Here is a 19,033-nt window from a genome sequence, read left to right as displayed (position 1 = left end):
GTTATTCCGATGTGATGACGGTGAGGCGCTGCGTCGCTGACGCAGGTTGAAAACCAGCGCCGCCAGCACCAGGCTTGATCGCAGTGGATACCGCCTGGGATGTGATGGCCACCACCAGCCGATATGTTCGCTCCACCGTGCTGGTGACGGGATCTGTAAATGTGAAGGAACCCGACGTGGACCAGTCCGCCGTCGACGACTCATCAGAAGGATCTCGATTCGATATGCTGAGGTTGCCCGGCACGGTAGCGCTATGAACCAGCGCCTCGGCCGACGTTCCAATTTTTCGATACAGCTGCAGCACGGCCTGTGTGGTGCCGGCGCCGGCGGTGAAATGATGATTTAGGGACGACCTGCGTGACTGCCAGTCGATACTGCCCACCACAGTGACGGTGCCACCATTGCTGCCGAACGGCCCGTCGACCACCTGAGCAGCAGGGTCGACCGTTGGGTTGGTCACCGAGGTCCGCAGTACGCCGCCGGTCAGCGCGCCACCAAAATAGCTGTCGCCGTTCCGTTTCATGTAGAAAATGGCGTTAGTATCAGTCTTCGCGCCACTACCCGCCCACATCGCGTACACCGGGTCATCCGGCCCCATCTCCACGCGAAATCCGCTACCTGCACCGGTTACGACATTGCCGGCAAATGTTCCGCCAGCAGCTGCTAATTTCCCGCTAAACGTCGCAACTCCATTGATCACGGTCAGACCCGGCGAATAGACGTCGCCGTTGGCATCGACTTGAAAATACCGTCCGGTAAAATAGTTCCCCAGTAGCAGGCCATCCGATCCCAGATAAAACCCACCGGCAAGGCTGGTCGGCCAGGCATGCCCGGTAAATGCCCCACCGGCAATGCTCCCTCGCAGTTGCACGGAATTTGCGTAAAGGTTCCCCGCACGGCTCAGGTACCAGCCGCTGACACCATATGACCAGTTACTGGACCAGATATCGCCGCCAATTTTGGCATTGGTGATCGAGGCATTCTGGATATACGCATTGGCGATATACACGCCGATAGGGATCGTCACGCCATCAACGATAGTTTCCGTTGCGCGCACGATGAATGGGATAGCCGACGGGATGCCGCTACCAGCTGGTGCCGCGATGAAAAACGTGCTGGCGCGCACGCCGAAATCCAAGCGACCGCCGCCGGCGATGAGCTCGAACCCTCCGGCGACGCCATCGGCATCCAGTTGAACGCCATACTTAGCCTGCGCCTGGCCGAGCGCGACTGCAGTGGTCTCGGCCGTTATTTTGACGGCTGCGTACTGATCAGTCAGCCCACCGGGCCCAGTAATGGAAGCCTGCACGTTGTCAATCCGCCGGCTGGAAGCCTCATTCTGGCTGGCGCGCACGTCAATCTCAGTATTGACGACAGCGGTGAGAGCCTGCACGATCTGCGCCGGGCGCCATTCAATGCCCGTTGCAAGCCAAAACTTGTCCTGCACCTCGCCTCCTTGTTCCAGGTGCATCCACAAATTGGCCGTCCGCGCACCAGCTGGCACAGTCAGCGTGCCAGATATGCGCCTCCAGTAGCCGTTAGCGTCCACAGCTGTACAGCTCGCGGCACCGACCCATGTCTGAAAGTCGTTGGCGCCAGTGAAATACGCCCCGATACCGAACGTCGGCGCAGTCAGTCCAGACAATGCATAGACCCATGCCGAAAACTGATGTACGTCGCCCGGCGATACATTCACCTGGACGGACAGTTGCAGGTTGTCGCGATTTTTGACGCGCGCGGCGGTACCAAATGGCCAGCTCGCGCCGCCAATTTCTGGAATCAGGCCGGCCGTCCAATTTTGCACACCTGAAGCGAATGTCGGGTCCGGGCACAAATTAGTCAGGTCCGCGCGATAAATAGCCTGCACTTGCTGCAGCGATGAGGCTGCTGCCGATGCACTGCCATCGGCAAGGGTTTTTGACTCGGCTGCCTGAGTTGCGAACACGCCGGCCTCAGCTGCGCGCGTGGTCGCCGTACTGGCTGCCGCGCTGGCCGTGCTCGCGCTCTGGCCGGCGGCGGTTGCCCGTGCGTCGGCCGTTGACGCCGAGCCGGATGCGGCCTGAGCTGCTCCGTTGGCCTGGCCATATGCCGCCTCGGCAGCAAGACGCGAGTTGTTGGCCGCCGTCGCGCTCTGGCCCGCCTCAGTCGATTTCGTTCCTGCGCTGGTGGCAGACAATGCGGCAGCTGATGCTGAACCGCCCGCCTGCCCGGCCGCAACACCGGCAGCATCAGCGGAACGTGCAGCCGCACCCGAGGCGCTACTGGCGGTAATTGCCGATTCATTGGCTGCCGTTGCGCTCTGTCCCGCTGCCGTGGCCTTGGTATTGGCTGTCGACGCCGAGCCGGCAGCAGCGTTCGCGGAACCGCCTGCGGCCTGTGCCGCGCCAGCGGCCAGGCCAGCTGCGGTGCCGGCATCGCCAGCCGAGAGCGCCGCCGCGCCCGAGGCGCTACTGGCCGTAACCGCTGCCGCGCTCGCTGCACTGGCGCTCTGCCCCGCCTCCGTTGACTTGGTGCTGGCAGTGCTGGCTGATTGGGCAGCAGCAGTCGCGGAACCGCCGGCGGCATTACGCGATTCGGCAGCCAGTTGCGCACTGATTGCTGCCTGACTAGCGGCACCGGCTGCATTTGTCTCAGACGTGGCGGCACTGCCGGATGAAGCTGCAGCCTGGCCGGCCTTCGTCGTCGCAGTAATTGCCGACTGAGATGCGGCATATGCGCTGTCGCCAGCAGCCGTAGCGGCGGCAGTAGCCGTGTTGGACGACGTGAGGGCGGCACCGGCCGACGCACCCGCCGCGTCACGTGCCGCCTGTGCCGCCAGTTTCGATTCATTCGACGCAGTCGCAGCGACGCCAGCGGCAGTAACGGAGCCCGCCGCAGCCTGCTGGCTGGTCGATGCAGCGGTCGCATTTTGCCCGGCAGCACCTGCAGCACCGACAGCGGTCGACGCCGAGTTGCTGGCGGCGCCGGCACTGCCCTGTGCATTGGTAGCCGCCTGCGACGACTGAGCGGCCGATGTCGACGCATTGCCAGCGGCCGTGTTGGCGGTCGTGGCCGACTGGGCTGACTGAGTGGCGTATTGTCCAGCGCCCCCAGCAGCAGCATCGGCCGCCGCCTTCGCCAGATCTGCCGCCACCGCAGCGGTATGTGCGGCGGCGGCGGCCTGCGCCGCCTCGCCGGCTGCTGTAGCTGCCGCGCTGACCGATTGCGACGCTGCTACAGCCGACGCGGCCGCAGAGAGAGTGTCGCCGTACACGTCTTTTAAATCCTTCACACTGTTACTTAACGGGGCGATCAGATCGATTTTTGCGCCCAAGTCGGCATACAACTGGCTTTCCCTGATCTCGCCCTCCAGCACCTGCAGCAGGTGCTCGACCTCGGCATCGGACGAACCCACCGTGCCACTGCTGGCGTTGTACGGGCCAGGTATGGCCGCGCGCGACACGTAGCGAATCCAGTAATACCGGAACGCGCCCGGACCCACCGGATCGGTATATTCGCGGCCATCGGCACGGCCGACCAGCGCGGCTTGGGCAAAATTGTTCGCCGGCGCGCGCCACACCTCGGTGTGCGAGAGGTTTTTGTAATTGGCCGGCGCAGCATCCCAAGCCAGGGTGATCGTGGCAGGATGACCGGTCGCGGCCAGGCCGGTCGGCGCCGGCGGCGGCGTCAGGTCCAGGGCCTGCTGCTTGGCCACCGTCTGCCGGGCGCGATAGGTCACGCCCTCGATCACCGCCATGGCCGTGACCGTCACAATGCTGGCCGACATATCAGCGTAGTTCAGCACCGCATTGCCGTTGGCCACGGTCAGCGGTACCGCCGGCTCGGTGGAAAACGTGATGGCGCCCAGGGCGCCCAGCATCAGCGCCGAGAACGTAATCGATGCCGGCGTCGGCACGCCGGCGAGCGACACCTCGAACATCGTGGCGCTGGCCGTGAGCATCATCGCGCGGTCCATCGGCGTCGCATAGCGCGGCACCGTGTTCATGATCAGGCGGTCGCGCTCGCCCAGCAGCGCGCTCAAACCATCACCCCGACGGTCACGCGGCCGGTCAGCCAGTAGCGCGACAGCAGCACCACCACACCAGGTTTGCCATCTTGCAGGCCGTAGCGCTCATCCATCAGCCTCACGGCCCGGCCCAGTTCCAGCATCATCATCTCTGGTTCTCCGTCAAATTCGTAGATCGTGCGCGGCACGCTGTTCAAGGCCAGGCGACGCGTGGCCTCGGCATGCGCATCGGCGCGGGTTTTCAGGCAGGTTTCGACCTGCACCGGGTCGTCGCTGATGCGGTACCGCGCGCGCACAGCATCGTCGGCTACGGTCTCGGTCAGCCACTCGGTGGCGTACAGGTCGGCATGCTCGGGCGGGATAGTGGTCGTCAGGCTGGCCTGCACGGTGTAGTTGCGGTCGAAAGCGATCTTGACGGCGGCCGCCACCGGCAGGCGCTGCACCGGGTGCAGGCTGCGCTCGCGCATGTGGTCCGGCCCGATCGCCACCGGCACGCCCAGGCCCGGCAGCGCGACCTGCACCAGGCGCAGCTGGCCGGTGCGCGACATGATCGCCTGCGCGCCCACGCTCGCCGCCAGCTGCTGGATGGCCTGCGCCTGGTTGGTCCGGTCAGCCACGTACAGGCCCACCAACTGCGGGTGCGCCGCGTCGAAGGCGCCCAGGTTGGCCAGGTCCAGGTCGGCGGCCGTGAAGCGGTCGGCTGCCTTGCCGTAGCCGGTGGCGATGCGCTGCACCAGCGGGGCAATGCGCGGCGCGTAGCCGGCCACATTGTCGCCCTGCACGCTGGCGGTGATCACCTGGGCTAGCGGATTTGTGATCAGCGTGAAGCGGCCGACTGCATTATTGATCGTGGCAGACACCGGCTTGCCGTTGGCGCGCACCTCGGCGATCGACTCGACGCTGCCCAGGAAGCCATATTCCAGCGTAGCCGGGTTGGTGGCCAGCGGGGTGACGTTGTGGCATTCGCCGAACGGCACCGGCAGGATGCTGTCCTTATTCTGCGTGGCACCGCCCAGCTTGGCCTCGGTGATCGGCGTATTCAAGCGCTGCAGCTTGTCGCGCAGCGTCAGGTTGATCGATTCGCGACCCGACACGGCCACGTCGGCAATGATGCCGTCGAACACTAGGCGGAAGTCGGCGCGTGGCCAGGCCGGGTCGCCGGACCAGACGCGAACGGCACGATTCGACCACACGTCGGTGAGCCAACCATCGAGCGCGCCGTCGGCGTTGTCCAGCTCGATATCGCCGCCCGACAGCCCAGCCTCACCGGTCAGGCTGACCTGCTCGGTGAATGCGAGACCGCCGGTGGCCAGCGGCAAGTACTCGACGTTGGCCGGCGTGTCGGTCGGGCCGGTGGTGTACAGGCGCGAGGCGATATACCGCGTCACCTCGACGCCCGACACGTCGACCTGGGCTTCGATCAGCACCATGCGCGCGGCGGCAGGATCTTGCAGCCACGCCAAAAACTGATCATCAGACATATTCCACCTTTCTGTTTGCTTTTTCCCAAGCCGATGTTTTGGCTGATTTGTCGACGCCGGCCACTACTACCTTTGCAGCACTGGCGTTTGACTCGACCGTTGCCCGGATAGCGGCGCCGGTTTGGTCTTTCTGTTCAGCACGCAAGCCCTTGACCTCATCACGCAAGGCCTTGATTTCGGTCACCAGTGCATCAGTGTTGCCGCCGCCTTGGCTTGGCGCGCCGCCGAAATAACGACGCATCGCCGCAGCTGCCGGCGCGTCGACCACAACCTCACCACGGTGCAGCTCGGCCGAATAGCCATCGAACGGCACATTGGCCAGGCCGCCAGCATGCGAGCCGTCGAACTTCACGCCCAGCTCAGTCGACACGCCCATGGCCACCTGCAGATTGGCGATCGCCTGGGCTACCGTCAGCACGCTGTCGTTGATGGTGATCAGGCCCGACACCTGTTTCGTCAACGCGTCAAGGCTGGCCTGCTGCACGTCGACCTGCGTGCTGGCCCAGCGCATCGCCTCATCATTGGCCGCCATCACGCGGGCGTAATCGGCCACGTATTTGGCGTCCGAGGCGTTGACCACCTGCGAGGCCGTCAGGAACGCCTGCTCAGCGGCCGACAGGCCGGACTGCGCCGTCGTGTCACCTGCATTGGCCGCAGCCAGCGTTTTTTCGAACTGAGCCCGGGCCTCGGCATACCGCTGCTCTGGCGTCAGGATCGACTGATTACCCAGCGCCAGGCTGGCGTTGAGGCCGCCGACAGTTGTTGCCCACGATTTCAGGGCAGTCAAAGAAGACGTCATTGCCGACTTTTCAGTGTCATACGCCTTGGACAGCGCATCCTTGGCTGTCACTACCGCCTTGGCCGCCTGTACCTGGTCGAATAACGCGCGATTTACCGAGGCGATGCCGTCGCGTTGAATTGCCAACAGCTGCGCTTCCGTCTTCGTCAGCTCGTTCAGCTGCTGCTGCAGGTCGCGGTGTTCGCTAGCGATCTCGGACGCCGTTTTCGCAACGGCCGCATACTCGCCGGTCGCTGCTGCCAGCTCGGCCGTGTAGTCCGCCACCTTCTTGAACGGCTCGGCCAGGGCGATCAGCTGGCCATACATCGATACGCCAGCGCCAGTGCTCAAATCCTGAGCCAGCACGAGCTTTTTGAATTGCTCGACGGTGGTGACGCTCGAATAGCCCAGCGTATCCATCGCCGCGCGCACGGACGCCGTGATCGGCGCCATCTGCTCGGCCTCGCTCAGGAAATTCTGCACAAAATACCCGGTGCGCGAGGTCAGATTTTCCAGGCCATCGGATGCACTGATCAGGCCCTGGCTCAGGTTGATGGCGTCAATGCCGGTTACGTTGAACGATTCGCCCAGCACGGCCAGCACGTCATTGACCTGCATCTGCTCATTGGCCACGCGCACCAAGGTTTCCAGATAGCCCTCGCCGACAGCCTGGAACTGAGCGATATCGGCCACGCCAAACTTGGCCATGTCGTCGCCCATCTTCGAGAACGCCGTCTCCAGGGCTTTCTGCTGCTCTTCGCCCGTCAGGTCTTTCAGCGAGATTTTGCCCAGGTCGACCACGAACGTATTCAACTTGGCATTGAAGGCGGCTCCGCCCAAGCCCAGCACATCGGCCGCGCTGCGGATGGTATCGCCCATGCTGCTGATGATCATGCTGAACTGGTCGTTCATTTCGTCCGACAGCGCGGCGGTCTGCGTGCTGTTTTTGCTGCTGTACGAGATCCCGAGCGCTTTTTTCTTCGTGTTGATATCGGCGTAGGCCTGGGCGGTGAAGCCCAAGGCATCCACATCACCGAGCGACATGGCCTTGCCGGTGATCCCTTGGTCCTTGATCGAGGTCGACGTGTTGAAGAGTTTCGACACGACGCCACCCAGGACCGAACCCAGCACAGCGCCAATGGCCAGGCCTAGCGGCCCGCCGATTGCTGCCATGCCCATGCCCAGGTATGTGCCAAGCGCAGCACCACCCACGCCGCCGGCGACGGCGCCGGTAACCGTGCCCAGCGTGCCGCCAAGCACTTTCGTGCCGGTCTGCGCGCCAGCTGCCGCGCCACCGCCGGCGGCAGTCACGCCATCGCGCGCCAGCAAGCTGGACAGGTTGCCGATACCCGACACCATCTGTTTCAGGGACGAATCCATCGAAATGGTATGCACCAAGCCAAGCCCGGAATTTTTCTCCATAATGGCCAGCGAATGCGCGATCGATTCCGATTTCGCGGACGAGTCGCCAAGCACCGTACCGGTGCCATTAGCGGCCTGGCGGTCCTTGGCGGTGGTATCACCGCCACCACCACCGCCAGCAACCGCAAAGCCCAGCGCCGCCATCACTGCCGCCATGGCGGCCATGCGTGCCCAGGCAGAATAAGGGTCACCCTGCGCCTGGGTTGCCACGCCCACGGCAGCGGCAGCGGCGCCTTTGGCCGCCGATGCAGCCAGGTCCGGTGCCACGCTGGCCACCGTCGCCGCCGTTTCAGTGGCTTTTGCAGTCACAAACAGGCCAGTGAATGCCGTGAGCAGGCCGCTTTTGGTGACCATACTCTGGATGGCCATGGCCATCTCGAACGCGCGGTATGCTTTCTCTGCGCCCTCCAAGGCCCGGTAGCCGGTGCTGTTTTCTTTGAAGAAGCCCTTGGCCGCGCTGGCCATGTCACCGTAGCTCTTGATCTGCGCCTGCGCGCCCTGCTGCGCGGCAGCAGCCTGGGCTTTGGCGATCTTAGTAGGATCGCCGTGCGCGTCCTGGACCGTTGACTTTAGTTGCGCAGCGATGGCTGCCTGCGTGCGCTCGTAACCGGTCAGCGCCGTAGTCAGGCTGCCGATCGCTTTGCCAACGGCACCGAATGACTCAGCCATGCCGGTGGCAGCAGCCTGCGCCGCCGTGTCGACCGCCGTCAGAATGTCCAGCAATTCCTTGGCCTTGGCGACGTCGGTTCCTGCTTCCTGGGCTTGGGCGATGCCCTGCGCGGCACGCAAGCGCTTCAGGCTGTCGATCTTGCGATTGTTCAGCTCGATGGTTTTCTCGCTGTTCGCGAAGCCGGCCAGCGCAGCGCTCTGCTCTTCCAAGTCGGCGATGGCCAGCGCTGTCTTGGCCGCCGGCAGCATGCCGTATGTGCGGATCTGCTCTTCGACGGCAGCGACCTGGGCATTGACGCTGGCAATTTCCTTGTTCGCAGCATCGGCGGCGGCTGTCGCCGTTGCCGCCTGGCGCAGGCGCTCTTCCTCGTCACGAGTAAAGCTCGCATCGAAGAAGGCCTTTTCGGCCGCGTCGCGCTTGCCAAGGATCTCGTTCAGTTCCTTCTGGTGCTTGGCGGTCTCGGCCTTGGTGGCGCTGTTGTGCCCTTGCAGTGCGCCGATCTGCTGGTCGAAAGCATCGATCTCAGCTTCGTAGGTTTTCAGGGCGTAGTCGCGCTTGTTCTCATATGCCCGTTGAACTGACAGCTCGCCCCCTTTGAGGTACATATCGTCAAGCTTGCCCAGGGCATCGTAGTGCGCCTTGGCAGTCGCGGCTTCTTTCGCGTACTGTTTGATTTGGTCAGCGAGCTCGGTGTTTTCGACCTGGTCCGCTTTTGGTTTGGCCTGCTCGGTGTGCGCTTTCGTTCGAGCGGCGATGCCGGCGGCGATCGCATCCGGAGTAATGAGCGGAGAATTGGGGTCGGCTGCTCGAATTGCATCGATGTTCGACTGGTAAGCATCCAGCGCGACCGCGAGTTCTCCCATTCCTTTCTTTTGCAGGCGGATATCTTCAGCGTGGATCATCGCGGCTGCGTGCACTGCGCGCGAATTTTTGGCTGCCGTTTCGCCCTGCGCAATTGCGATAGCGTCGGCTTTATTCAGCCTATCCACTGCATCGACCAAGCCACGAACAGCATTAGCACGAGCCTCCTGATATTCCGGGATAGGGTAATCCGGTGCGCGACCAGATCGTTTATTCTCGATGGCCATCTTCGTGTCCAACTCCGCCAGCCACCCGCTATATGCTTTTACATCGGCTCCAGGCGTCACTTTCGCGCCATACCTGCCAAGGGCGTCCATGGCGCCGCCGACGGCCTCTTTTACGCCATGCCAGGCGCGCGCCACACTGCCGAGGTTCGCAATCATCTGCTCGGCGCCATCCTTGGTTGCCTTAGCGAAGGCCTCTGTGGCGACGGCAGACGCACCTTTGGCATCACCGTCTTTTTCTAAGGCGCGAATTGCTTCATAAACGGAAAGCGTCAGGAAGTGGTAGGTATCGTCCAGCTTGACGGTTGCGCGCGTGATAACTTCAGTCGCGCGGTTCGTGCTACCGGTTGATTGCACAGCCAGCGACTCGAATTCCTTAATTGTTTTCTTGACCGATTCGCCAGTGGCGTATTCAAGGGCAATGACAGCATCGGTGATATATGCGATCTGGTCGCCCGTGAACTTGCCGGTACCGGCCAGCTCAGTGACCACCTTCTTAGCCTCGCCAATGCTCCCGTGCACGGCAGTCGCGGCATGCGCCAGATCGTTCAGCTTGTCGCTCGTGACGCCTGCATAATTGTTGGTCGAGATCAGCGCATTGTTCATTTCCCGCTGGCTGCTGGCGCCCTTGATCATCGCGTAGGCCACCGTGCCCAGCGCGGCCGCAAAGCCCAGCACAGCAAGGCCAGTGCTGCTGAACAGCAGGCCCGCTGCGCCAGTTTGCTCGCCCAGCACCATCATCGAACCGCCGAACCGGCTGAACTGCCCCTGGCTCAGTTCGTGGGCCAGTACGAGCAGTTCGCGCTTGGCGCTCGCCGACTGGAAGCTGAAGCCCTCCATGTGCCCACCCGCCTTCTTGGCACCCTCTCCCGTCTCGGCCAGTTTATTGATCAGCGGCGCCGCAGCGTCGGAAACGCCCAGCTGGGCGGCACGATAGGTTTGCAGCTGCTGAGTCGTCATGCCCAGCGTGACCACTTGGTCCTGTAAGGTCTTGATAAAGCGGTCGCCAGCGGCTGCCGCCCGGTCCTGCGCGCCAGCCGCATCGCGTGCGGCCCGCTCTTCGCGGTGCATCGCATCAATACTGTTGCCCAGAGCTGCTGCCTTGGTCTGCGCAGCGCTTCCCAGCCCCAACTCGGCCGCGCGATAGCGCTCCAGTTCGCCGCGCGCCATGCCAAAGACATCAATTTCGCGTTGCAAGGAAACGAGCAGCGAGTGGTTGGACTCTTCTAGTGTGCGCGCAGCATCAGCGGCCTGGCGCATCATGCGCGACGTATCATTCATCGCGCCGTTGTAATCGGCTTGCTTCTTCCAGGTCCGCTCCGTAGCCGCGCCGAGGCTATCGATCCCGGCGGCAGCCGCCTCGCTGCTCCGCCATACGCCCATCGATGCGCCCATGAAGCCATCGAGCGTGTTGCTGCCACCTAGGAAGACTGTGCGGATACGCGTGGCGCTGGCGCCCATTGCGTCGATGGAGGCGGTTGCCGCCTCGACCTTTTGCACCACACGCGCGCCGGCCTCGCCGACGGCATCGACAGCGGCTGCGCCTTCCGCGGTTTTACCTTTGGCGTCAGCGCTGGCTTTGCCAAGTTTTTCAACCGCCGTCGTCGCGCTGCCGACCTTCTTCTCGACGCTCTCACTGGCGGTGCCAAGACGGTCCATCGCCTGGGCGCCTTGCTCCAGTTGGCGGGTGTCGATCGAAAGACCAAGCTCGGCGATATCAGGCATTTATTTGTCCTTCTTGTTTTGGTGATAAATGAACAGGGCATCGAGGCGATCGATCACGCCTTCTTCAAACGGATCGAATCGCAGCTGGTGGCGTGCCTGCCAGGCTAATATCTCGGCGCTGGTCAGCGCGTTGACCGCCATATCGCACTGGCGCTTCTGGTTCAGCTGTGTGAACCAGGTCCAGAGGTAGGCCAGCTCGTGCGGCAACTGCGGCGCGGCCGGCACCTCGGGCGCGCGGTACAGCGGGTTTTGCCGGGCGGTGTCGAGGTGGTCGCCCTTGGTGTTGCCATCGCCTGCCGCTGCTGCTCGATCGAACAGGTGATCGGCGTACAGCAGCAGGGCCTGGGTTAGACTTTCAAAAAATTGGCGTCGTTTTCCAGGGCGGCCGTGACGCGCTCTTGCCAGGTCGGGTATTTGTCGAAGGCCGTGGCGATCAGCGCCTTATCGAACGCGACTGGCGTGCCGTTGCTGGTGAAGCCATACCAATCGACGGCCACGGCCAGGGCCAGGCGCTTCTGGTTGTCATCGATGACGTGCACCAGCTGATCAGCGCCTTCATCGGTCGAGGCGTCGATGGCAGTCTTGCGGCGCGAGGATTTTTTGTAGCCTTCGGCACGCAAGGCGTGGTTTTCCTTGCGGTACTCGTCGGAATTCTTGCCGACAATGCGAATGCCGGCCACGGCCTCGCCGTCGGCGTCGAAGATCACGGGCACGTCGAAGGTGACGCGCGCGGCCGGCGCGGACAGGTTGGCGATGTCGAAGCCGGCGACTGCCAGGGTTTGAGCGATATTCAGGGATGCGTTGGTGGTGTTCATGGGTAGTGCCTTTCGCGTGGTTGTAAATGCCCGTGCACGCCCACCGCTCCACGCGAATGGAGACGGCGGGCGGGCCGGTGCTGGGGTGGCGCTTGCGCCAAAAGAAAACCCGGCGCGGGGCCGGGTTAGGAAAGAAGTGAAGGCTGAATCTGGTTGCTGATCTGATGTAGCCGCTCGGCGAGCGGTGGCTTGCGCGTCTTGTGCTCACTGAGGCCCTTGCCGCACATACTGGCAAAACGGTCTTGGTCGTCGGCAGCGGCCTTCGCCTTGAACCATTCGACCATCAGCGAGTGCTGCGGCACGACCTGGCGTTCCACCTGCTCAAGCTGATCGAGTACCCAGCGCCGAAACGCCACGCCGTTCGATGTTCGCGCAAACATGCCGACAAGGTGCGCGCCCCGCAAGCTAAAGAGCCGGATATCGGAAGGCGGCACGCCGCGTCCCAAACTGACGGCCTGAAAAACTGTCGTCATCGAGGATGAAAATTCACGCTCGTGACGCTCAAAAATCCGCGAAACCTGGTCGCTCCGTTTGTAACCCAAGGCAACGGCGATATCAGCGGCGCTGAGCCAGGTTTTGCCGTCGTGCTCGATTAAGGCAAAGTTGTGATTATTGAATTTCAATTCATGCATGGCAGAGCCTTTCATGGAATGCCCGGCGCGCGGCCGGGCAGGATGGTTACGCCAAGCTGGTATCCTGGAATGCCACGGTGGTGGCCTCGTGCTGGGTGTCGGCGCCCTGGTAGCGCAGGATGTCGAAGGCGCAGGTCACGATCTTGTTTTTCTCGCCATCATCGACCTTGGCGCTGGTGATCTTGATGCGGCCCATGGAGATGGTCATCACCTCGGCCAGCGGCGCCGTGCTGGCCGCCATGGCGTAGGCCAGCGGCAGTTCGACTTCCTGCTTGAAGTAATCGATATAGGCGGAATCCTGCATCAGCACGGTGAATTGGCCCGAGCCCAGCACCTTGCCGCGCGAGGCGGCTGTGGCGAACTTGGAGCCGATCACCGGATCGATCTTGACCTGGCCGTCCAGCGACAGCGACATGCCCGTGCAGATTTGCGACGGGATGCCGGCTACCGACAGCATGGCGGTGGCGCCGGAGAACTTGCCGGTGCCAGGCGTGGAAGCCGGTGCGTTGAAGTAAGCGGCCGGCGTGGTTGCATCTTCCGACTTGCCCATCAGGGTGAAGTCCATGCTCGTGATGCCGTTCGGCTGCACGGCGATATCGACCTTGCTGACCAGCTGGTCGATGAAGCAGCGGTTGACGGCAATGCCAGGATCCTGCACTTCTGCGGTCAACCAGTCGGTGGTGTGGCCGGTCAGCGGTGTGAAGCTGCGCTTTCCTGGCGCCGTCACCGTGACAGGATCGCCTGCGGCCTTGACCGTCATCGAGGAGCCATCCATGAAGCGGCCCGTCAGCACCAGGGCGGTCACCGATGTGACGAAGAAGTTTTTTGCATTGTTGGCGGCGCCCGTGGTTGCGAAGCCACCGATGCGAACCACGGTACCGGCGCGGTGGCCCTCGACCAGCCAGGAGCCAGCGCTGCGCGTCAGGCCGGTCACACCCGATGCGACGGTGGTTTGCGCCGTGGTCAGGCCGCCGGCAGTGAAGTCGCGCCGCAGCAGCGCGGCCAGCAGCACAGCATAGGTGCCGCATGAGGCTTCGCCTTTGATGGCGCCGGAGGTGCGGAAGTTGCCCAGGCGCGTGTCGCCTTGTTGCTGGCTGGGGTCAATTTCGTTGCTCGAGTATTTGTCGGCGTCCGTGTCGAACGTCGCGGTCACGCGCGGATACAGGCGGCCGTTGGCGGCCAGTGCCTTGGTGCCTTCCGCCGGCTGCTTTCCAATCACCAAAAGTGAATCAATGCCGTTTGCTGTTGCCATGATGATGCCTTTCTTTGGTCGAAAAAAAAGACCGCCGAGGCGATCTGTGTGGGGTGTTACAAGTTGCAGAAATACCGGATCTTCACCGGCACCATCCAGCGGTCACCGTCCTCGCGGCCATCGGCGATTTCGGGCGTGCGCTCGATCTGCACGGTCACATCGTTTTTGCTGAAGCTGGCGCCGCGCCGGAACAGCGCCGCGATCATTTCAGCGCGCGCGCCGGCAGCAGCACTGCCCTGCCCTGGCGGATACATCAGGCTGACCTGGAATACGCCGCGCTCCTGGCGCGAGCTGTCACCCATGGAGTAGTTGTTCGGCGTCGCCGGCAGCAGATAGGCCTCTTGATACGGTCGGCCGGTTACCGGCGTGTACGGCACGTTCTGCCAGGCGGTGTCGATCGCCGGCGCGAGGCTGGCCAGGGCGGACTCAAGCGCGGCGCGGATTGTTGGTTGGCTCATAATTTGTAGGTCGAATAGCCTTGGGCGAAGTCACTTTCACTCGTACCGCCGCGCATTTCAAGCACCGACTTATCGACTATTTTTTGAAAATTCAGCACAGTCAACATGACAACACCTATCGGTGCCCGGCGCGCCCATCCATCCTCTATTCGCTTAGCATAAGGTAAATTATTGACAAGATAGATAACATCTCCTGCTTTTGCAGCCCTCATCGCATCGCCATGGGCGGCTATGGTAGCGGCGCCATCCTTATCGATACGATCAAGGACGGCAGTAGCTGGTGAGCCAAGAGATAATTGCCAATTGCCCCTAAATCTGCCGCCAGCGTAACCAGGAGGCGGCTTGCGCTTCCAATATATGGCATCGCCAACAGGCGACCTACTGTCGATTTCTTTAGAAATCCCCATCGTAATAGAGCGTACGAGCAGATCTTGACTCGCCTTGGTCTTGGCGATGAACTCGCCGATCTGCATGGAAAATGAACCCTTAGCCATCAAATCCCCCTGAGTTGGAGTGTGTGCAGCACGGCCACGTCGACCGGCGCTGTAGTTCCGACCGCCTTCACCGTGTAGCTGGCGCCGCCGAACAGCACCAGGTCAGCCGTGGTAGGCGTCGACATCGGTAAGCCGTCGCGCTGCAACGGCGACAGCAAAAGCTTCTGGTCGCCCGCCTGGATCAGCGTGCCGTCGATGTTCTCGGCCTCGTAGGCGATTTTCACGCCCGTGCCTTCGTAGTCGGTGGTGATGGTGGGCGCCATGCCCAGGTCCGGATCGTACTCGCCGGTCACGACCCGGCGCAGCACCACGATGCCGCCCTTGCGGCGCAGGGACTGGTCGGCGCGCGAGGCGGTCTTGGTGTAGTCGGCCATGCCCTACCCCACCTTCAAATAGTCGTATGGCGGCGTCTCGGCGAAGCGCACCGCCTTGATTGTGGTCTTGCCGTCAATCAGTGCGCGCAGCACCCGGTGCCAGCCGTCCATGATGAAGCCCTGCTGGCACATGATGATCGGGTAGCTGGTGTCGACGTCCAACGCGCGGCGCACGTGGTGTGCGATGCCGTAGGCCGAGCCGACCGGCGTCCAGACCTCGGTACCGGAGTAGATCGCCGCCAGCGGCAGATCGAACGGCGTGAGATCCTTGGCGCGCGCGATCAGATTGGTGACAATCCAGACCCTGTCGCCATCGCGGTAAGTGTTGTCGGCAACGAAACAGCCGTCGATCTTAACTGCAGGATATGCGCTCATGCTCGTGTCACCTTCATGGAATTGCCGCCGCCGGCCGAGCCGAAGTACGGCGCCAGGAGCGCGTCCACGGCCACGAAGCGCTCGCGCGCGTCAGTGGTGTTCTGGAAGTATTCCGTTTCCAGCGGCCCGGTCTTGTCCTTCTTGATGGCGTTCGAGCCGGTGTCGAGGTCGGGCAGCAGATCCTCGCCGCTGCCGGCGCGCACGGCCAAATCGATGCAGGCATTGACTACGTCGACCGGCACCGTGGTGCTTGGCACGGTAAAACCATCGACCGCCACGTTGTAGCGCGGCCAGTCCAGCGCCTGTTTCTGATAAACCCGGCGACCGGCCCAGCGCGTGCGGTAGGTGGCCATGAACAGCGTGGCCCGGCGCAGCGCAATCTCCTTGTCGGCTTCGGCCAGCGCAGCCCAGGCGATCAGGCCCAGGCTGGCGCAGCGCGCATCTGCCGCGGCGACGCTGGCATAGGATTCGGCATCGGCCAGGCCGGCGCCAGTTTCAGTGATGAGCATGATGATCCTAATGTGGAAAGCCCGCGCGCGGCGGGCTGTTGTACTGCTGACTTACTTCTTGTCGCCGGCGGCCTTCTCGGCAGCCTTTGCTGCGACTTTATCAGCGGCGACTTTTTCGACGGCGGCCTTGGTCGCTGCGTCGGCAGCAGCGGCCCGTTCGCCATACAGGCGCTGCGCTTCCACTTCATTGGCTCGCGCCTGCTCGGCAACGCGCTCTTCCGCTTCAGTCAGGCGCTGGGCGCGCTCGTCCAGCGCGCGCTCGCGTTCCAGCAGTTGATCGTGCGTGGCCAGCAGATCAGCGCGGGCCGAAAGAAGCTCCGCTACGGTCGGAGCGTGGTCGCCATTGGCGGACATGGCCCGCTCGGCATACTCGGCCTTGATCGTGACTTCCGGCACTTCTTCAGCGGCATTCACGCGGTCAACAGCCACGGTTGCATCGACGATCTTGAGGCCGGCCAGGCGCGCCAGCGCCTTGACGTCCTCGTTGTATTGGAACATCGGTCCCGCGAGATACCAGATGTTGTTCTGATCTTTTTCCATTTGAGACTCCATTTTCTGCTTGATGGAAGATGCCGCGCCCCACGTGGAGGCGCGGCGCCGGCTTACTTGGTCGCGTCGCCGATGGTGATCACGCCAGCCGTGTGCTTATCGCTGGTGGCAACTTTGTCCCAGTTGGAGCCAGTAGCCAGCGCAGCATCGGATGGCGACTTACCGCCCGAGGCTTCGTCCCAGGTGTAGCCTTTCAAGCCCAGGCCGAAGGTGTAGTCGACCTGCATCGTGGTTTCGATGCGCTGGTTACCGTTGGTCGTTTCGATGTTGCTGATGATGTCGGAGCCGTCGGTAACGGTTGCGGCACCTTCGGCCAGCGACAAGACGCGCAGCTTCGCGGGGGCGGCGGGGCCTGGCGAAGCGCCCACGGCGGCCGAGTACAGCGCCGGGGCGTCGGTAACGACCACCGCCTTGCCGAGGATATCGACAACGCGCACGTTTTGGGCCTGGAACAGCTGCTTGGCATTGACCAGGTTGGCGCCGATCAGTTTGTGGAACGTCGTGCCGTTCATGATCTGCGCAACCAGGTTGCCACTGTGGTCACCGAACTTGCCATGGGCTTCGTTCATGGCGATATAGTCCACGCCCTGGGTCGCGCTCACGTCGTTGACCGTGTTGGCGTTGTTGCTGATGGCCGCAACCAGTGCTGCAATGGCGGTATTCAGCTGGTCCGCCATCATCGCTTCGGCGAAATTGCGCGAGGCGACCTCGATGCCTTCAGCCGTCGGCTTGTGCAGCCAGGTCATTTGCGATGGCTCGAAGCGGATCGGGCCGAAGCCACCCGCGATCTTGACCGAGCTGTGTTTCAGCTGGGTCAAATCCGTCGCGGCAGCGGCGCTGTTGGCGCCGTAGCGATTCACACGGCGCTGCGCCGAATGGATGGCAGCAAAGAAGGACTCCTGCAGGAAGTCGCCTTCGAAGCCTTCGGTCGTGAGACGGATCGCGCCGTTACTGGCAGCGTTGAACTTTTCCACCATCTGCGCCAGCGTCTCGATGGTCGCTGGCATGATGTACTTGTTAAAAACTTGCATCTGGGAGAGAGACATTTTTTAGCCTTTCGCTAATTCAGGATATTGAGCAGCAAAAGCAGCGGCACGCTCTTCGCGCGTACCACCGAGATTGCCAGTTTGTTTTTGGCCGCCACCGCCGCCATTCGGTTGCTGCGCACCACCGCCGGATGCGCCCGATCCTTTGAGAATCTGATCCTTGTAGGGATACTGATCCACCAGGGTTTCGAGCGCTTCGTCAAAGTCGGCCACATCGCCCGGGCGGGCGCGCGAGAAAATCTTGTTGCCGGCACCGTCATAGGCAACGATCTTGCCGGCCTCGACCTTGAAGGCCTGGCCAAAGCGCGCCTGGACCAGGTCGACCGGGATGGCGAACTTTTCGGAGATGAGTTTCGAACGATTAAAGCTGCCGCCGATCATTTCCGAATACAGGTTGCCGGTGATGGCATCCAGTTCGGTCTTGGTGCGGGCCAGCTCGTCGGCGTGGGTCTTGTTGGCGGCGGCGACCTGCTCTTCTGCTGCCTTCTTCGCTGCCAGCTTGATTTCTTCAACCTTGCCGGCCGCGACCAACTTGCCTTCATCGACGTTCTTCATCAGTTCGATCGCTTTCGTTGCAGCGGCAGGGTCGTCAATGCCAGCGAACGCTTGCAGCTTCGCTTCGGCAGCTTCCTTGGCCTCGCGGTGAGACTTCGCCTCACCATTCAGGCCTTGGATCTTCTGCACCGCAGCGACTGCATCGAACGGGACTTCCTTCCCGTCGTCATGTACGTAGACTGGCTTGCCATCCTGGACAACGACATTGCCATTTGCATCGAGTTTGAGTTTCATTTGGTGGCTTTCTGGGCATCCGCCCTTGTGAATGGCCTTCTGGCCGTGCACCGCGTCGCGTCCGCTTGCGGCATAAAAAAAGCCGCCTGATTGCCCGGGCGGCTTGAATAAATTCGATGGATTTGGTTATTACTTTGTTCGACGGTATGTTTGATGGTTGGACCCTGTTAGTGGCCCAACTTCGATCCCTGGGAATTTGCCCGCAATTACTTCAGCGTAAAATCGTTTTCCAGCTTTAGTTCGCACGCCTGCAGGGAAGGCATTCCAATATTCCCGATCAAACAATGCCTTCAGCGTGAACAAAGAATTAACCGTGGTCATTGTCAATGCGGGCGTACGAGCCTCGGCAATTATCTTTGAGACATCTGCATCATTATCGGATCCGCCTACAAAACTTACAAAATAAGAACTAATACCGGCAAAACCACCGTCTTTCGCTGCTTTTGATGCTTGCTCATATTGATCATCAGTCAAAGTGACACGTACATTTTTCATAGTTTCCTCCGGATAAGGGCGCCATCGCCCGACATCCGAATATTACATGCAACACTCATTACATGCAACACTTATTGA

16 protein-coding genes are annotated in these 19,033 nt (G+C 62.2%); all 16 read right to left on the bottom strand.

Features of this window, described 5'->3' with window-relative positions; translation table 11 throughout:
* Window position 1: 1 nt before the first annotated feature.
* On the bottom strand, window positions 2-4,021 hold the full coding sequence (locus AC0Z42_RS04700) for a carbohydrate binding domain-containing protein (RefSeq protein WP_485467079.1): 4,020 nt from the start codon (window positions 4,019-4,021) through the stop codon (window positions 2-4).
* Window positions 4,018-5,487 carry a hypothetical protein gene (locus tag AC0Z42_RS04695; protein ID WP_485467078.1) on the bottom strand — a complete coding sequence of 490 codons (1,470 nt, stop codon included), beginning with the start codon at window positions 5,485-5,487 and terminating at the stop codon, window positions 4,018-4,020. The genes AC0Z42_RS04700 and AC0Z42_RS04695 overlap by 4 nt, the downstream gene beginning before the upstream one ends.
* Window positions 5,480-11,167: a phage tail length tape measure family protein gene (locus AC0Z42_RS04690; RefSeq protein WP_485467077.1), complete on the bottom strand. Its 5,688-nt coding sequence runs from the start codon at window positions 11,165-11,167 to the stop codon at window positions 5,480-5,482. Before AC0Z42_RS04690 ends, AC0Z42_RS04695 begins: the two co-directional genes overlap by 8 nt.
* Window positions 11,168-11,392 carry a phage tail assembly chaperone gene (locus tag AC0Z42_RS04685; protein WP_485467076.1) on the bottom strand — a complete coding sequence of 75 codons (225 nt, stop codon included), beginning with the start codon at window positions 11,390-11,392 and terminating at the stop codon, window positions 11,168-11,170.
* 122 nt (window positions 11,393-11,514) lie between these two features.
* A complete protein-coding gene (locus AC0Z42_RS04680; protein WP_485467075.1) occupies window positions 11,515-11,982 on the bottom strand; it encodes a hypothetical protein in 468 nt (155 codons plus the stop codon).
* Between the two features lie 125 nt (window positions 11,983-12,107).
* Window positions 12,108-12,614 carry a BRO family protein gene (locus AC0Z42_RS04675; RefSeq protein ID WP_485467074.1) on the bottom strand — a complete coding sequence of 169 codons (507 nt, stop codon included), beginning with the start codon at window positions 12,612-12,614 and terminating at the stop codon, window positions 12,108-12,110.
* A 46-nt stretch (window positions 12,615-12,660) separates the two neighbouring features.
* Complete coding sequence (locus AC0Z42_RS04670) at window positions 12,661-13,866, bottom strand: phage tail tube protein (protein WP_485467073.1); 1,206 nt, start codon at window positions 13,864-13,866, stop codon at window positions 12,661-12,663.
* Window positions 13,867-13,922: 56 nt separating this feature from the next.
* Window positions 13,923-14,324 (bottom strand): DUF4128 domain-containing protein, encoded by a 402-nt coding sequence (locus AC0Z42_RS04665; RefSeq protein ID WP_485467072.1) that lies wholly within the window; start codon window positions 14,322-14,324, stop codon window positions 13,923-13,925.
* Window positions 14,321-14,818 (bottom strand): hypothetical protein, encoded by a 498-nt coding sequence (locus tag AC0Z42_RS04660; RefSeq protein WP_485467071.1) that lies wholly within the window; start codon window positions 14,816-14,818, stop codon window positions 14,321-14,323. The genes AC0Z42_RS04665 and AC0Z42_RS04660 overlap by 4 nt, the downstream gene beginning before the upstream one ends.
* Window positions 14,818-15,192 (bottom strand): hypothetical protein, encoded by a 375-nt coding sequence (locus tag AC0Z42_RS04655; protein WP_485467070.1) that lies wholly within the window; start codon window positions 15,190-15,192, stop codon window positions 14,818-14,820. The genes AC0Z42_RS04660 and AC0Z42_RS04655 overlap by 1 nt, the downstream gene beginning before the upstream one ends.
* Before the next feature lie 3 nt (window positions 15,193-15,195).
* Complete coding sequence (locus AC0Z42_RS04650) at window positions 15,196-15,567, bottom strand: hypothetical protein (RefSeq protein WP_485467069.1); 372 nt, start codon at window positions 15,565-15,567, stop codon at window positions 15,196-15,198.
* On the bottom strand, window positions 15,564-16,076 hold the full coding sequence (locus AC0Z42_RS04645; protein WP_485467068.1) for a DnaT-like ssDNA-binding protein: 513 nt from the start codon (window positions 16,074-16,076) through the stop codon (window positions 15,564-15,566). The genes AC0Z42_RS04650 and AC0Z42_RS04645 overlap by 4 nt, the downstream gene beginning before the upstream one ends.
* A gap of 51 nt (window positions 16,077-16,127) precedes the next feature.
* On the bottom strand, window positions 16,128-16,616 hold the full coding sequence (locus AC0Z42_RS04640) for a hypothetical protein (protein WP_485467067.1): 489 nt from the start codon (window positions 16,614-16,616) through the stop codon (window positions 16,128-16,130).
* Window positions 16,617-16,678: 62 nt separating this feature from the next.
* The gene (locus AC0Z42_RS04635; RefSeq protein WP_485467313.1) at window positions 16,679-17,656 is read right to left on the bottom strand and encodes a major capsid protein; all 978 of its coding nucleotides are present in this window, start codon (window positions 17,654-17,656) and stop codon (window positions 16,679-16,681) included.
* A gap of 18 nt (window positions 17,657-17,674) precedes the next feature.
* Window positions 17,675-18,460, bottom strand: a complete 786-nt coding sequence (locus tag AC0Z42_RS04630) for a DUF6651 domain-containing protein (protein WP_485467066.1) — start codon at window positions 18,458-18,460, stop codon at window positions 17,675-17,677.
* 129 nt (window positions 18,461-18,589) lie between these two features.
* Window positions 18,590-18,955 (bottom strand): DUF1413 domain-containing protein, encoded by a 366-nt coding sequence (locus AC0Z42_RS04625; protein WP_485467065.1) that lies wholly within the window; start codon window positions 18,953-18,955, stop codon window positions 18,590-18,592.
* Window positions 18,956-19,033 lie beyond the last annotated feature (78 nt).

This window comes from Janthinobacterium sp. 1L-D-8-B-C4, from assembly GCF_057291295.1.
Note: the sequence above shows the minus strand (reverse complement) of the source record. Positions and strands in the feature narration are given on the sequence as shown.